Here is a 15599-nt window from a genome sequence, read left to right as displayed (position 1 = left end):
TCAATACAATAGCTGGAAGATTCCTTACCCTTTAGGCTAATTTGCAATCAACCAGATGCACAAGGAAGAAAACATGTCTGACCTCTACCTCAAACTCGTGAATACCCCGGTAGGAAAAACCGCCGCCCAGTCTCTTGGCTTGCCGTCACCGGCCCCGCTGAAACGCCTCAAGCGGGTGGATCAGCCTTTTATTGAGGGCGACGTCCTCATTGGGGCCGGCAATGGTGCCCGCGCCATCGCCACCCTTGGCAGCATTGTTGGCGCCAGCCCGGCCACCCTGCACCATGCCTCCGGGCCGGAAACCCTGGCCGAATCGGCCAAGGCAAGCCCCAAAGCCCGGGCACTGGAGATCACCGGCGAGGTCTCCGGAAAGTTTTCAGCGCTGATTTTTGATGCCTCCGGCCTGCAGAAACCGAACGAACTGCGAGCCTTGTATGACTTCTTCCACCCCACTATCCGGAAACTGGCGACGAATGGCCGGGTTCTGGTGATTGGTCAGGATCCGCACACCTGCCGCAAGGCGCCCCAGGCCGCTGCACAACAGGCACTGGAAGGCTTTGTACGAGCCGTTGGCAAAGAAATCGGCAAAAAGGGCGCTACCGCGAACCTGGTCTGGATCGCACCCAATGCCGAAAACCAGCTGGATTCCTCGGTTCGGTTCTTCCTGTCGCCACGCTCAGCCTACGTCTCCGGGCAGGTGGTTCGCATCGGCAAAGCCGACGAAGCCAAAGCCACCAATCCGGTCGCACCATTGGCCGGCAAAGTGGCCCTGGTGACCGGCGCGTCCCGAGGCATTGGCGCCGCTATTGCTGAAACCCTGGCCAGAGATGGAGCAACTGTTATCGGGCTCGACATTCCGCCGGCACTCGAGGAATTGCAGAAAGTAACCGGCGCCCTGAAAGGCAAGGCACTCGCCTGCGACATTACCGATGAAAAAGCGCCAAAGCTGATCGCAGACTTTATCGAGAAGGAAACCGGCGGTGTCGACTTCGTCATCCACAACGCCGGAATCACCAGAGACAAGACCCTTGGCAACATGCCCGAACATTTCTGGGATATGACCATTGCCGTCAACCTGACCGCAGAAGAGCTGATTGACGAGGAACTGGCTGAGCGCAAACTGATGCGGGAAAACGGCCGCATCGTCTGCATTTCTTCGATCAGCGGCATTGCAGGCAATTTCGGCCAGACCAACTACTCCTGCGCCAAAAGCGGCGTGATTGGCTATGTCGAAGCCATGGCCCGTCATCTGAAGAACGGCATCACCATCAATGCCATTGCCCCGGGCTTTATTGAGACCCAGATGACCGCCGCCATGCCGTTTACCATCCGTGAGGCCGGTCGACGCATGAACAGCCTGTCTCAGGGCGGGCAACCGGTAGATGTGGCCGAGGCTATCGCCTGGTACTGCAACCCTGCGTCTGCGGGCGTGACCGGGAACGTGGTTCGGGTTTGCGGCCAGTCCCTGATCGGCAAGTAATTCAGAAAAGACACTTCAGGAAGAGGCCGGTCAGGGTAACCCAGACCGGCTTTTTTGCGGCTCGCCAAACGAGCTTGACGTTTTCGGAGGGCATAAAAAAAGCAGACCAGATTGGTCTGCTTTTTAGAATCTGGTGGGTGGTGCAGGGATCGAACCTGCGACCCTCGCCTTGTAAGGGCGATGCTCTCCCAGCTGAGCTAACCACCCAGGGTAAGGTGGCGGAGCGGACGGGACTCGAACCCGCGACCCCCGGCGTGACAGGCCGGTATTCTAACCAACTGAACTACCGCTCCGCATCGATTCAGCTTTGCCGAATCTGAACTCTGTTTTGAAAGTGGTGGGTGGTGCAGGGATCGAACCTGCGACCCTCGCCTTGTAAGGGCGATGCTCTCCCAGCTGAGCTAACCACCCACTTTCGCTGCCTTACTTTACTTCAGGCTCAAAACAGTCACTTGCTGCGCTTGGCGCCTGCTGAGTCAGCGTTGCTGTCTCAACCAAGTGAGACGCGCATTTTAAGCATTTCGCTCACTGTGTCAAATGTTTTTCCGAAAAATACTGAACTTTTTTCCGAGACGCTCTCAGGCGAACATTTATTGATCAAAATCAGAACGTTGTACTGTTTTACCCTGCTCAGGGAAGGGCCGTATTTCCGCACACTTCTGGCCTGCCTGCTGCCCCTTTCGCTTCAGAGCCAGCTCACTCACTCGCGCCCGGCGCTCGCCAGGCACCGCCTGACTGGCAAGCGCCTGGTTAAGGTCATCCAGGCGTTGCCGAGCCTCCCGCCAGGATTCCTCAAGCAACGGACCAACCTGCCCGGCCAGCCTGTCAATACGTAGCCGGAACGTATCTTTGAAGGACATTGTTTTTATCTCTCTTCACTACACCATCCCCAGTGTAGACATTGCCTAGAAGATCCACCAGCCTCCCGATTCTGCCTCTTCCCTGCGCTCGCGCTCAAGTTCCAGTTGGGCATACTCCTGCTCCAGCGCCTTCAGCTTGCGATCGGCTTCCAGCGGCACCGTTGGCCCACCCCCGAATGGCCAGAACCAGGAGGTCTCCTCATATTTACCCTGCTGCTGCAGGCGCTCAATCTCCAGCTCGCGCTCCTGCTCAAGAGCCAGCTTCCGCTTCTCGTAGTCGGTATCTTCGTTAACTTCGACAATCGACGTTGCGGCATGGTTCGGCGCCAGTAGATCGCTGTTCAGGAACAGCGTGGACACAATTTCGTCCGACTGCATGGCGTATTCACGGGTAACCAGCTGCAGCTCGCCGGAGGCCAGCGGGTGCTCCGGGTCCAGGTCCGGATGAGGACGCGAGGGCTCCTCCAGTTCGTTGTATCTCAGGTAGTAGATCTTGCCAGGCTCCACCTTCAGAGTGGCATCCGCAATCAGGCTCAAACTGAAGGAGTTCAGGCCTTCAAGCCCAAGCAAAGGCCGACGCATGGCGATGTGCCGTTCACCGGGGCTCACTTCCAGCCAGGTAAAGCTGTTATTGCGAATGTTGAAATAGTGCTTGTCGTCAATATAGACGCTGGGAGACTCGATCTCATCCGCCGCCCATTGGGAGTGGGTACGGTAGAAATACAACAAGGCATTGCTCTGGTGCCACTGATCGGTGTCGATATGCACGAAATCATGGCCCGACACCGGATGCAGAAAGCCACCCACACTCTTGCCGATAGACTGATAAACGGTGCAGCCAGACAACACCAGAAAGCATGCCACAACGGCGGCACTTTTAACGAAAGGCACTCGGATTTTCATTGTTATGCACTCTTCATCCCTTATCGAGTAGGGACGATCATAACAACTGGCCACCACAAGAAATGAGAGCTACCGCAAGGGATGAATACAAACCGTTACATTCACCCCCGGCAACCGTTACTGCCCTGAGTTCGACGCCCTGAGCTGATTGACCTCCTCCGACAGGCGCACGAGGCGTGAGGTAAGTTGGGCACGGGAAGCATCGATGGATTCCACGGTCCGGGCCAGTTCTGCCAGTCGATTCCGCAGCGCCCGAACATCACCGGCTCCTGCGAGGCCGTCCGTTCGAGCCTCGACGGAGGACAGCCGGCTTTCAATACCATCGATACCCAGTTTCTGCTCCTGCTCAAACCGGCGGATACGGCTCTCTACCACCTGATCGATATCACCGATCTGCTGACTCAGCCTGGTCAGTTGCGACGTCGCCTCACTATTTGCCTGCTCCAGCGCAGCCACAGACGTCTCCAGCTTCTGGCTCAGTTGGGCGATATCTCCAGCAAACGTGGTACGAACCTGCTCGAGCGTGGTTTCCAGATCTGACACCGATTTGCCGGTCTCGGCCAGATTCTGATCCAGCACCGAGAGCCGCTGACCATGCTCCTCAAGCTGTTTCCGGTTGCGCTCATTAGCAACCACCCAGAGCTTGCGGATTTCACTGTTGGCGGTCTCAACCTTTTCCGCATTGGCCGCTATCTTTTCCTCCAGAGAGGCACCCCGCTCCTGCAAGGATTCCCCGGTTTCCGAAAGCTCGCCCTCAAAACGGGCCAGCGCCAGCTTACTTTGCCGCGCCCAGTAATCCGCCTCTTCCAGTTGACTCTCCAGCGCCGCGATGCGCTGACTCTGGCTATACCACCCTGCGCCAGCAGCCACCGCAAGCCCGAAAATCGCCCCCCAGACAAGAACTCGTCCACCACGACCACCGCCTCCGCCAGAGCCCGCAGCTGCACCTGGCGGCCTGGCTTTGGGAGCCCCACGCCCAGTCTCACGCTCTTTACTGGCACGAGGGGTTCGCGCTTCCCCGGCGCCGATCGGGGGTTCTGCTCTCAGCTCATCTTCGTCCGGGCGGATGGGTTCCATTACAGCTCCTGGAAATGGATGGTTTAATTGTATAACCGACGATAATACCTGCAGTTACGGACAGGTTAAAATGAAGGCTTTTAAAGAAAGCGCTCCGGCACCCGGACGCCCGGGCTTGCCGTGTTGCACGGCAACTGGCCAGAACATACAATGGCCGGCTTTCCAATTATCACAGGACTGTTGCTTATGCAGCCGCTTGTTGGACTCATCATGGGCTCCAAATCTGACTGGCCCACCATGGAACACGCTGCCGATATGCTCGACAAACTCGGCGTGCCCTACGAAACCCGGGTTGTCTCCGCCCATCGCACACCGGATCTGCTTTTTGATTACGCCAAGACCGCGGCCGATCGCGGACTGAAGGTCATCATCGGTGGCGCCGGCGGCGCGGCGCACCTGCCGGGCATGGTTGCCTCACAAACGTCTTTGCCGGTGCTGGGCGTGCCCGTACAATCAAAAGCACTGAATGGCCTGGATTCGCTGCTTTCCATCGTGCAGATGCCAGGCGGCATTGCTGTTGGCACCCTGGCGATTGGCAAGGCCGGCGCCACCAACGCAGGCCTGCTGGCAGCCCAGATCGTTGGTACGTTCGACGACAAGGTTCGCCAGGCAGTGGAAGACTTCAGGAAAAACCAGACCCAGACGATTCTGGACAACCCTGACCCCAGGGATCAATAACCTATTACCGAGACCAGGCGAGCGGGCCGGGGAGGGCTTTCCAAAACACGCTACAAGCACCTCCCTGTGCGCTTGTTTCGGGCCGTCCATGGCCCTCAACAGTTTTGGAAAGCCCTCCCCGGCCCGCTCTGGCGTCGCCCCAAATAAAGAGCAGGAGAACCAGATGAGAATCGGTGTACTAGGAGCCGGCCAACTCGGGCGCATGCTGGCCCTTGCCGGATACCCCCTCGCAAAGGAATTTGTGTTCTACGACATGTCCGGCAGCCCCAGCGCTGGTCTGGGGGAAGTCATTGTGGATCGCGACGGCAGCTACCTGGACGACTTCCTCTCCCGCGTCGACCGCGTAACCTACGAATTCGAGCACCTGCCTGTTGAAGTGGCGGAGAAGCTGGCCCAACACAAGCCGGTTCACCCCTGCCCCCGGGCGCTTCAGATTTGCCAGAACCGGGAGGCAGAGAAAACCCTGTTCGGCCAGCTTGGCATTCCAACGCCGGAATGGAAAGTCGCTGATAGCGCCGCTTCCCTGAAAGCCGCTGCCGAGGCACTTGGCTGCCCGGTGGTAGCCAAATCCATCACTGAGGGCTACGACGGCAAAGGCCAGGCAGTCCTGAGAGATCCGGAACAGGCAGAAGAAGCCTGGACCGCCATCGGCCATCCCAGGGTAATCGTGGAGAAGTTCGTTGACTTCAAACGCGAAGTGTCCATCATCGCTGTTCGCGGCGAGGATGGCGATGTGGCGTTCTACCCCATGGCCGAGAACACGCACCACGAGGGCATTCTGCGCTACTCAATTGCCCCGGCACCCGGACTGCAACCCCACGTCCAGCAAGATGCTGAAAAGTATATCAAGGCACTACTGAACGAATTGAACTATGTGGGCGTACTGACTCTGGAACTGTTTGAGACCGAGGACGGCCTGGTAGCAAACGAAATGGCACCCCGGGTTCACAATTCCGGACACTGGACCATTGAGGGTTCCATGACCAGCCAGTTCGAGAATCACATTCGCGCGGTCAGCGGACATGCTCTGGGCAATGTTCAGGCACGCGGCCTGAGCTGCATGATTAATATCATCGGCGAGCACGGCGACATTGAACGAATGCTGGAACTGCCCTACGCTCACCTTCACCTCTACAATAAAGGGGAGCGCCCAGGGCGCAAGCTCGGGCATGTGAACATTCTCGCAGACAGTTATGAAGAGCTGGTCTGGCGGGTCCGGAACTGCGCTCAGTTTCTGCCCGGCAGCCCCGAGTTTAAAAGCTCTCTCACAACAAAGGGTTGATTTAACTCAAACCGCCCTTATATTGCGAGAGTGTCAACTCACATAAACAGAGAGAACCAGGGAGAACGACCTCATGGCATTTGAACTTCCCGCACTGCCTTACGAAAAAAACGCACTGGAACCGCACATCTCTCAGGAAACCCTTGAGTACCACTACGGCAAACATCACAACACCTACGTAACCAAGCTGAACGGTCTGGTTGAAGGTACTGAGAATGCCAACAAGTCTCTGGAAGACATCATCAAGAGCGCCAGCGGCCCGCTGTTCAACAACGCAGCCCAGGTATGGAACCACACCTTCTACTGGCACTGCCTGAGCCCGAACGGTGGTGGTGAACCCACCGGCGCCGCCAAAGAAGCCATCGAGAAGGCCTTTGGCTCCTTCGAAGACTTCAAGAAAGAATTCAACGACAAGGCCGCCAACAACTTTGGTTCTGGCTGGACCTGGCTGGTAAAAAAAGCTGACGGCAGTGTTGCCATCGCCAACACCAGCAACGCCGAAACTCCGCTGACCGGCGCCGACAAGCCGGTACTGACCGTTGATGTCTGGGAGCACGCCTACTACATCGACTACCGGAACAGCCGTCCGAATTACCTGGAAGCGTTCTGGAACCTGGTCAACTGGGATTTCGTGAACGAAAACCTGGCCTGATCCAGCCGGAACAACGGTAGGTAGCAACAGCCTGACCGTTGACCAAACGCCCGCACGGGAACCCCTGCGGGCGTTTCTGTATCTGAATGCGACGAAACCGAAACAAATCGACACACGCATCCACAAGAAACTCTGAAAAAATCGTCCATACTCCATGAAGTTGAAAGGAATCTGAACCATACTGTCATGTGCCGCGTGATAGATCCTGTCGCAGGGTCCGACAGAACCAATCAGACAGATGAGCCAAGAACAGCGGATGCAAAAAACCTTTGAAGTAGAGAACCACCTCGGATATCGCATTCTCCGATGGGTACTGCTCGTCGCGTTGCTGAGCGGTATTCTGATGAGCGCGGTACAGGTGGTGCTGGATGCAAAGAGGGTATCCGCTGAACTGGAGCGTGATGCGGCCCAGACCCTTGCCATGGTGGAAGACTCTGCCACCCAGGCCGTTTTCAGCATTGATGACACGCTCGCCCAACAGGTGGTGGATGGACTGTTCGCCCTGGAACCCATTCACATGGCCAAAATCACCCATCCCGACGGTGATGAACTGGGTGATCGGCTACGGCCTCTGCAGGACTCCCCGTTTCGCCCTTTAACTGACCCGATATTCGGCCAGGTTCGCGAATACCGCGAGAGTCTCACGCGAGGCAGCAATCCGGATCTTGTCTACGGCTATCTTGAGGTTCACTACGACACCGCCCCCTATGCTCGAACCTGGCTCGGCCGAGCACTGGTGACGTTTGCATCAGGCATCGCCCTGGCACTCATTCTTGGCATCGTACTGTTCGTGGTGTTCCATCTGCTGCTGACCCGCCCGCTGCTGCGCATTGTGCAGTCGGTCAAAAAGGTGGACCCGGCACACCCGGACGATCGCCTGGTTTCGATCCCGGAAGGACACCGGGCCGACGAACTTGGCCTCTGGGTTAACGCCACCAACAATCTGCTCGTAGCCATCGGAGATACCCAGAAAAAACATCGGGAAGCAGAGGACCGGGTCACCCGACTGGCCCGTTACGACACACTGACAGGCCTGCCCAGCCGCGATGCCTTTATGGAAGATCTTCAGGGCGCTATTGAACGAGCCCAGGAAGGCCACAGCTCTATCGCTCTGATGGTCTGCGGTATTGACGACTTCAAATCCGTCAATGAGCAGTGCGGTTTCCGCACCGGCGACACCATCCTTCAAACGGTGGCCAGTCGCCTGACCGCCAACCTCTCATCCGACAGATTCAATGTCGCGCGGCTGGGCAGCGACCAGTTCGTCATTGTTGAGAAACATCTGCGCGATGGATTCCAGGCGGCGGAAACCGCCGAGAAGGTACTCGCTACCATCGGCTCCCCCATCAATTCGGGCAACCACCGGATTTCCATGACCGCCACCCTGGGGATTTCCCTGTTTCCGTCAGATGCCGACCAGGCCGATCGCTTGCTCCAGAGCGCCGAACAAACCATGGCACTGGCGAAGCAGACCGGGCACAACCACTTCCAGTTCTATGTGGCCAGCATCGACAAGGAAATTCGCGAACGCAAACAGATGGAAAAGGACCTGGCCCAGGCCCTCGCAAACCACGAATTCCATCTGGTCTACCAGCCACAGATCAATCTGGAGACCCGGCGCGTTATTGGTGCAGAAGCACTGCTGCGGTGGGAACACCCTGAACACGGCATGATTCCCCCGGACCTTTTCATTCCGGTAGCGGAAGCGAATGGTTCCATCGTCGAGATTGGTCAATGGGTCCTGGATCAGGCTTGCTGGCAGGCCGCTCGCTGGGCATCCGAAGGTACTCACCTCAGAATCGCCGTGAACCTTTCCGCCGTTCAGCTACGCCAGGAATCCATTGTTGACGATATTCTCAACACCCTGAAACGTCATAATATTCCGGCGGGACGCCTGGAACTGGAAGTGACCGAAACCAGTTTTATGACCAACCTCACCGATGCGGTCGCCAAGCTGCATCGGCTGCATCGGGCCGGCATCAGTATTGCGGTTGATGATTTCGGCACGGGCTATTCATCGCTGACCTATCTGAAGCAGATGCCGGTACAGCATCTGAAGATCGACAAGCAGTTCATTCGGGACCTGCTGATCAACGAGGAAGATACCCGAATTGCCAACACCATCATCGACCTTGGCAAGAGCCTGAATCTGACCGTCGTCGCAGAAGGTGTGGAAACAGCAGAGCAGGAGTATTACCTCAGCCAGCGTGGCTGCGCGCTTGCTCAGGGGTATTTCTTCTCCAAGCCCCTGTTACCCAGAGATTTTGAGAATTTCGTACAGACTTTCCACGCCCGGATCGTGGAAAATAACGCCTGAACCTTTAGCCCTTAGGAGTAGTCATGGGAACGACTGTCATCGGTCTTGTAGTAATTGCCGTTGTCATCCTCTATCTGGTGTTTATCTACAACCAGCTTGTCTCTTTGCGCAACCAGTTCAAGAATGGCTTTGCCCAGATTGATGTCCAGCTTCAGCGCCGCCACGATCTGATCCCCAACCTGGTGGAGTCCGCGAAAGCCTATCTGGACCATGAAAAGTCCACCCTGACCCAGGTAATGGAAGCACGCAATAACGCGGTCAGCGCCCAGAAAGATGCCGCCCGTGACCCAGGCGACAGCACCAAGATCCAACGCCTTGGCAGCGCCGAGAACCTGCTCACCAAAGCCCTCGCCAATTTCTACGCCGTGGCCGAGAATTACCCTGAGCTGAAAGCCAACGAGACCATCCAGCAACTGATGGAAGAACTCTCCAGCACCGAGAACCGTGTCGCGTTCGCGCGCCAGGCGTATAACGATGGCGTGATGAACTACAACATCTTCCGCGAGAAGTTCCCCAACAATCTGGTCGCTGGCCTGTTTGCGTTCAAGGAAACCGCCCAGCTCCAGCTTGAATCTCCAGAGGCCCGCCAGGCTCCGAAAGTCAGTTTCTGAGGCCTGATTCATGGCGAGCCCCGGTTTCTTCCAGCGCCAGGCCAGTGCCCGGCGCAACACTGGCTTGTTGGTTGTGCTGTTTCTCACCGCAGTCACCCTGATTACTCTGGCGGTCTGTCTGGTGGGTTACATGGTGACCCGCAGCCAGACCTCGGCCCTGCCATTTCATTACTGGCTACTGTCCAGCCATGGCCTGACAACCGCCGGTGCGGTGGTCGCGCTGATTGGCATCGGCTCCCTGGTACGCTGGGTGGACCTCGCCGGAGGCGGCACGCGCGTCGCGCGAATGGTTGGTGCCAGGGCTATCGATCCGGACACCCGCGACCCGGAAGAACGCAAACTGCGCAATATCGTCGAGGAAATGTCAATTGCCAGTGGTGTTCCGGTACCGGAGCTCTACGTGATGGACCATGAAACCGGCATCAACGCCTTTGTGGCCGGTTACACCCCTGGTGAAGCGGTGATGGTGGTTACCCACGGAGCCCTGACCCAATTGAACCGGGACGAACTCCAGGGCGTGGTAGGCCACGAATTCAGCCACATCCTCAACGGCGATATGCGCATCAATGTCAGGTTGATCGCCCTGCTGGCCGGTATACTGATGATCGGCCAGATTGGCCAGTTTCTCCTGAGGGCCGGCTTCTACAGCAGCGGTCGTAGCCGAAACCGGGACGGCCGGGCACAGGCTGCCATGGGGCTGATCGGGCTGGCCTTGATGGTGATCGGTTATGTCGGCGTGTTCTTTGGCCGGCTCATTCAGTCGGCCGTCTCACGTCAGCGGGAGATGCTGGCCGACGCGTCATCCGTTCAGTTCACTCGTAACCCCGAAGGCATTGGCGCCGCCCTGTTCAAAATCGGGATGAAAGGCGGGTATCTGGACACTACCAGCCATGCCAGCGACATGAACCACATGTGTTTCGGCGAGGCAGCAAGGATGAAATTCACCTCCCTGCTGGCATCCCATCCTCCCATTGACGAACGAATCAACGCCATCCAGCCAGGGCTGATGGCACGCCTGCGCAGCAGGCTACGGGATACCGAACCGGGCTCACGCTTGCAGGGACAAGGCCCCAGTCCGGAAAAGGCAGCCATTGGAGACCTGGTGAGCCAGGTAGTCGAACCCGCTCAAGGCACCCGAAAGTACAGCCTATCGCCTCTGGCAAGCTCCCTGACCAACGAATCTCCAACGGCAGCCCCTGCGCTGTCCAGCCGCGTTGGCACGGTTTCCGCGGACAGCGAGCGCTTCGCCAGCAGTCTCCTGAAAAAACTGCCATCGACCTTTCGCAACCTGTTATATACCCGGGCTGGAGCCGTTCAGCTTTGCTATGGCCTGGTGATCTACGAACTGACGGACGCCGAGCAAACCGAGAGGCTTGCTCTCATACCAGAGCACTCCGTGCTGGGCGCACAACCCGAGTTGCTTGGCAAACTACTGCCATCCCTAAAAGAACTTGGCGAACGCGCACGTTTTCCAATGCTTGAACTGGCCATGCCGGCGCTGCGAAAGCTCGATCCGGAGGAGCGGGACACCCTTCTTGCAAATATTCAGACGCTGGTTCAGGCGGACAACCGGGTGACCCTGTTCGAACTCGCACTCACCACCTTCCTGTGGCGGCATCTAGGCCGTGGCTCCGGGCAGGTCGTGCCCGTAAAATACCGAAGCTTCCGGCAAGTCAAACCCGCCATTGAGCAGGTGCTGAGCCTGTTCGCCCGGGCCGGCACCGAAGCACCGGAAAAGGCTCAAGCGCTCTATCAGGAGGCTATTTCCGGGTTCGGCAACGGAAACGACGAAACCATGCACAGCAAGATCACCATGCAGAACCTTAGAGCTGCTCTGAATGTTCTCAGCAAGCTCTCACCACTGCTGAAGCCTGCCATTATTGATGCCTGCGGACATTGCATCAGTCACGACGGAAAGGTGGAAGTTAAGGAATACGAATTAATGAGGCTGGTGGCGGATCAGCTGGACTGCCCGATGCCGCCACTCTGAGAGCACTCGAAGCACCGCCCCAGTCCTGCTCGCCAGGGCGATGATCAGACAGCGCGGTTATCCACGCTGTCTCGCCAGCACAACTCCCTACTGCCGGCGCCCTTCAAACAGCATATCAACCGACGGATCAGATTCTTCCTGCGGCAAGCCAAGCTTTTCCCGCACTTCCAGGTTCACATCCCAGAGGCGGTTGAACTTTTCAGTGGTCGCCGCCACAGCATCTGCCTTGCCCAGCATAATCGTGGGGCGTAGGAAAACCAGCAGGTTGCGCTTAACGCGGGTCTCGGATTCAGAAGAGAACAAGCGACCAAGCACCGGGATATCGCCCAGCAGCGGCACCTTGCTCTTGCTGACCTGGTAATCGTCCTTGATCAGACCGCCCAGTACCACGGTCTCACCGTCATCCGCCAGCACGGTGGTTTTAATCTCACGTTTGTTGGTGATCAGATCGGATGCACCATCAACGCTGGTTGTGGAAATGTCCTCGGTCGTTTGCTCAACCACCAGACGCACCAGGCCATCTGCACTGATCGTAGGCGTGACTTTCAGCGACAACCCCACATCGCGCCGCTCGATGGTGGTAAACGGGTTGGTGGTCCCGTCTCCGGTCACGGTAGACTGGCCAGTACGGAACGGTACGTTCTGGCCAACGATAATTTCAGATTCCTGATTGTCGAGGGTAATAATGCTGGGCGTAGACAACAGGTTCGCCGCGGAAGAAGAGGACAGTGCCTGAATCAGTAAGCCCCAGGTAACACCATCCTCATCACGCTGCCCGGCACCGACGGTCAACCCGCCGGCTAGCTGCGGAATAGTGTCACCCACCAGAGCTCCAATCACGGAGTTCAGGCCAACCATACCCTGGCCACTGGTCAGGTTTGTACCCAGCACCGGAAATGAACCTGCAGACTCATCGCCAGCCGCCAATTGCACCCCGAGCTGATCGCCCAGCTCATCACTGATTTCCACAATGGCCGCTTCAATCATAACCTGGGCACGGCGCACATCCAGCTGTGCCACAATCTGCTCGGCTTCCTGCATCAGGGAGGGGTCCCCCCGGACGACGAGAGCATTCAGCCCTTCGTCGGCAAAGACTGAAAAGCTGCTGCCCGGATTCCCGGCAGAGCCACCCGAACTGCCGCCAGCGCTACCCTCTTTCACTACCTCACCCATCACACCTTTGAGTATTTCGGTCAGGGTCTTGGCATCGGCATGACGAAGACGAATCACCTTGGTGGTTCCGCCACTGGCAGACGGTTGGTCCAGTTGGAGAATCAAACCGCGCATCTTGTCCCGAAAGGTTTCGTCGCCCCGCAGAATCAATCGATTGCTGCGCTCGTCGGCTGTCACGCTGTATTTGCGTGCGGCATTCTCACCGCCAGCGCGGCCAAGCTCTTCCGGTGCCAGCTCCTGCAGCAGGGTCACCATGTCACCAACCCAGGCTTCCTGCAGCTGAATCACTTCCACTTCGTATTTAGAGGGGCTGTCCAGTTCCCGAACGATCTGTTCAATGCGAGCGATGTTAGAGGCATGATCACTGACAATCAGGGCGTTTGCCGCAGCCACACCCGCCAGATGGCCGTATTTGGCGACCAGGGGACGCAGAATCGGAACCAGTTCCAAGGCGTTGGCATTATCAATCTGGATAACACGGGTAATCAATTGCTCGGAAGGCGTTTGCGGAAACCTGTTCAGGTTCTCTGCAGACTGTTTGGCATCGACCTGCTGGACAATTTTGACGACTTCCTCTCCGGGGATCGCAGTAAAACCGTGCACATTCAGCACTGCCAGGAAAAGATCGTAGATTTCGTCCTTGTTCATGGGGGCACTGGACAATACCGTCACTTTCCCTTTAACCCGGGGATCCACCACAAAGCTGTAGCCAGTTATGTCTGCCACCTGGGTGACAAAGGCCCGAATGTCCGCATCCTTGAGGTTCAGCCTCCAGGTTTCTTCCTGCGCCTGCGCCAGCGAAGCCAGCGGCAATAAAAGCGCGAACATGATTGCCTGGAGGAGGTTGATCTTGTGGTTATACATCTGGCGATATCGTCCTGTTATTTTGAGTACCCTGTCAGCGCCATTGTTCGGGTATGGCGTAACTGACCGTCAGCAGGGTTCCGTCACGTTCAATTTCTATATCCAGCTGCGGCTGGCTGCGCCAACTGTCCAGCAACTGCTTGTCCTGCTCGATGTCGCCCAGAGGCTGACCGTTCACCGAGGTAATGATATCTCCCGGACGCAGATTCACGGCGTTCAGCATGGCGTTGGAGCCATCATACACATACCCACTGCGATCCTCTGCAGGCTGCAGACCGTAGGTTGCCAGTGCAGCCACGCCTTCACTGTCCAACCGCGCTCTGGCGTCTTCCAGGTAGGTATCCGGCGATTCTGCCGTTTGCACCGGCTCTTCCGCAACCAGCGCTCCGGTCTCTATCTGTTCCTCAAACGCCAGGGATTCGTACCTCCCCCCCCTGCGTAGCAGAATTCTTCCAGCCTCGACCTCCGCCAGCTCAGCGTTGCCCGGTAACTGGTCGCCAACCCGATAGTATTCGGTTTCGCCGTTACTTCCGGCAACTATAGCACCGGAGTCCTCCGGACGCTGCCCGACAAGCACACCTTCCAGCCTCAGGCGCAGCCCGGTTTCCGGTGCAGAGCGGCGCACCACGTCGGCCACACCCTTCTGATTATCCGGTCTCCCGAAGAATTCATAACCGGCGATCGGAGCCCCCGATACTCGGCTACGGACTTCAGCGCCGGCGGCCGTCTGCCCGAAGATTTCCGGCACAGGCCGGTCGTTCCAGGCAACCAACCAGGTTAGTTTCGCCAGCTCTACCGCAAGGTAAAGCACCAGCGCAAGCAACAGCAGATTCGCCAATGTACGCGAGAACCGCTCCTGACGCCCCACCGACAGCTTCATCATATTACAGGCCTCCGGGCAGCAATGGCTGCCGGACCCGGAACACTACGTCACCCGGCCTTGCAGAATCTGGCCAGGGCTGTTGCGCCAGATCGACCATGCGCTTGTACACCCGCAGTTCCATCATGCCATCCCAGAGTATGCTGGCATCAGCCGCCGGCCCGCTTGCACCCTGCTCTGCCACTACCAGTGAAACGCCTCCGTCCACGGTGTCCAGATCTGCCTGCATGGGAGGAAACACGGCCTGGCCCACCTGATTGCCCATAGGCCAGGTAACCCTGCCACCATCCCAGCGCCCGAGCCCGTCTGCTGACTTCAGGCGACCGTCTGCCCAGGACATCTCGAAGCGATCCACAGACACGGTTCCCTCAATCATGGCGCCACCGCTCTGGCGTATCAGCTGCTCGAACTCGGCAACCGCTACCACCCCATTGGCACTGACCTCAAAATTACCCTGCCAACCGGCACGGGCAACCCCTTCCACGCGGGATTGTGATGAAGACACAGAAAATTGCAGCGGTAATGTCACCCCGGACAGCGATGGCCAGCCAAATTGCCATTCCAGGCGCGCCGGAAAACCAGCCACAACAACCCCTGCGGCCCCATTCCAGAGACGCCCGGATACCTGCTGCACCCGAACCTGCTCTGGCAGCTGCACCTGGGCCGAGGCCTGCTGCCAAAGCCAGCCAGCCGGAACCAGAACAATCAGCGTGATCCCGTAAACCAGCAGACCGAGCAACAGCAGCAGAACCACTTTGCCAGGGCCGAGAAAGGATTTTGGTCGGGATTCAGTCATTGCAATTGGCACATTTAAAAACCGGTAGCCGAGTCT

The 15599-nt window shown here is 57.7% G+C and carries 13 protein-coding genes and 3 tRNA genes; 7 read left to right on the top strand and 9 right to left on the bottom strand.

Features of this window, described 5'->3' with window-relative positions:
• The first annotated feature begins 73 nt into the window (after nucleotides 1–73).
• Nucleotides 74–1480 (top strand): 3-oxoacyl-ACP reductase, encoded by a 1407-nt coding sequence (locus tag MARHY_RS06130; RefSeq protein ID WP_014421017.1) that lies wholly within the window; start codon nucleotides 74–76, stop codon nucleotides 1478–1480.
• Nucleotides 1481–1611: 131 nt separating this feature from the next.
• Here the strand turns inward: MARHY_RS06130 and MARHY_RS06125 are convergent.
• From MARHY_RS06125 to MARHY_RS06100, 6 genes are all read right to left on the bottom strand, one after another.
• Nucleotides 1612–1687, bottom strand: a tRNA-Val gene (locus MARHY_RS06125).
• Nucleotides 1688–1696: 9 nt separating this feature from the next.
• Nucleotides 1697–1773, bottom strand: a tRNA-Asp gene (locus MARHY_RS06120).
• A gap of 42 nt (nucleotides 1774–1815) precedes the next feature.
• A tRNA-Val gene (locus MARHY_RS06115) sits at nucleotides 1816–1891 on the bottom strand.
• A gap of 179 nt (nucleotides 1892–2070) precedes the next feature.
• On the bottom strand, nucleotides 2071–2340 hold the full coding sequence (locus tag MARHY_RS06110; protein WP_014421016.1) for a hypothetical protein: 270 nt from the start codon (nucleotides 2338–2340) through the stop codon (nucleotides 2071–2073).
• 45 nt (nucleotides 2341–2385) lie between these two features.
• Nucleotides 2386–3243: a DUF2846 domain-containing protein gene (locus tag MARHY_RS06105; protein WP_014421015.1), complete on the bottom strand. Its 858-nt coding sequence runs from the start codon at nucleotides 3241–3243 to the stop codon at nucleotides 2386–2388.
• A 117-nt stretch (nucleotides 3244–3360) separates the two neighbouring features.
• Nucleotides 3361–4320, bottom strand: a complete 960-nt coding sequence (locus MARHY_RS06100) for a coiled-coil domain-containing protein (protein ID WP_014421014.1) — start codon at nucleotides 4318–4320, stop codon at nucleotides 3361–3363.
• 186 nt (nucleotides 4321–4506) lie between these two features.
• On the opposite strand from MARHY_RS06100, the gene purE reads away from it, so the two are divergent.
• The 6 genes from purE to MARHY_RS06070 all read left to right on the top strand — a co-directional run bounded on the left by purE (nucleotide 4507) and on the right by MARHY_RS06070 (nucleotide 11850).
• A complete protein-coding gene (purE, locus tag MARHY_RS06095) occupies nucleotides 4507–4998 on the top strand; it encodes a 5-(carboxyamino)imidazole ribonucleotide mutase (RefSeq protein ID WP_011785495.1) in 492 nt (163 codons plus the stop codon).
• A 163-nt stretch (nucleotides 4999–5161) separates the two neighbouring features.
• The gene (locus tag MARHY_RS06090) at nucleotides 5162–6280 is read left to right on the top strand and encodes a 5-(carboxyamino)imidazole ribonucleotide synthase (protein WP_014421013.1); all 1119 of its coding nucleotides are present in this window, start codon (nucleotides 5162–5164) and stop codon (nucleotides 6278–6280) included.
• 73 nt (nucleotides 6281–6353) lie between these two features.
• Nucleotides 6354–6932 carry a superoxide dismutase [Fe] gene (sodB, locus tag MARHY_RS06085; RefSeq protein ID WP_011785497.1) on the top strand — a complete coding sequence of 193 codons (579 nt, stop codon included), beginning with the start codon at nucleotides 6354–6356 and terminating at the stop codon, nucleotides 6930–6932.
• A 256-nt stretch (nucleotides 6933–7188) separates the two neighbouring features.
• Nucleotides 7189–9249, top strand: a complete 2061-nt coding sequence (locus MARHY_RS06080) for a putative bifunctional diguanylate cyclase/phosphodiesterase (protein WP_022991646.1) — start codon at nucleotides 7189–7191, stop codon at nucleotides 9247–9249.
• Between the two features lie 23 nt (nucleotides 9250–9272).
• Nucleotides 9273–9860 (top strand): LemA family protein, encoded by a 588-nt coding sequence (locus MARHY_RS06075; RefSeq protein WP_011785499.1) that lies wholly within the window; start codon nucleotides 9273–9275, stop codon nucleotides 9858–9860.
• Between the two features lie 10 nt (nucleotides 9861–9870).
• Nucleotides 9871–11850: a M48 family metallopeptidase gene (locus MARHY_RS06070; protein ID WP_014421011.1), complete on the top strand. Its 1980-nt coding sequence runs from the start codon at nucleotides 9871–9873 to the stop codon at nucleotides 11848–11850.
• 87 nt (nucleotides 11851–11937) lie between these two features.
• On the opposite strand, the gene gspD is transcribed toward MARHY_RS06070, so the two are convergent.
• The 3 genes from gspD to gspN are packed head-to-tail and all read right to left on the bottom strand — an operon-like array spanning nucleotide 11938 to nucleotide 15563.
• Complete coding sequence (gene gspD, locus MARHY_RS06065) at nucleotides 11938–13887, bottom strand: type II secretion system secretin GspD (protein ID WP_011785501.1); 1950 nt, start codon at nucleotides 13885–13887, stop codon at nucleotides 11938–11940.
• A gap of 34 nt (nucleotides 13888–13921) precedes the next feature.
• A complete protein-coding gene (locus MARHY_RS06060) occupies nucleotides 13922–14770 on the bottom strand; it encodes a type II secretion system protein N (protein ID WP_014421010.1) in 849 nt (282 codons plus the stop codon).
• A 1-nt stretch (nucleotide 14771) separates the two neighbouring features.
• Nucleotides 14772–15563, bottom strand: a complete 792-nt coding sequence (gspN, locus tag MARHY_RS06055) for a type II secretion system protein N (protein WP_041654614.1) — start codon at nucleotides 15561–15563, stop codon at nucleotides 14772–14774.
• Between the last annotated feature and the right edge of the window lie 36 nt (nucleotides 15564–15599).

This window comes from Marinobacter nauticus ATCC 49840, assembly GCF_000284615.1.
Taxonomy (GTDB): domain Bacteria; phylum Pseudomonadota; class Gammaproteobacteria; order Pseudomonadales; family Oleiphilaceae; genus Marinobacter; species Marinobacter nauticus.
The sequence above is the reverse complement of the archived record's forward strand: the minus strand, read 5'-3'. Positions and strand labels throughout refer to the sequence as shown.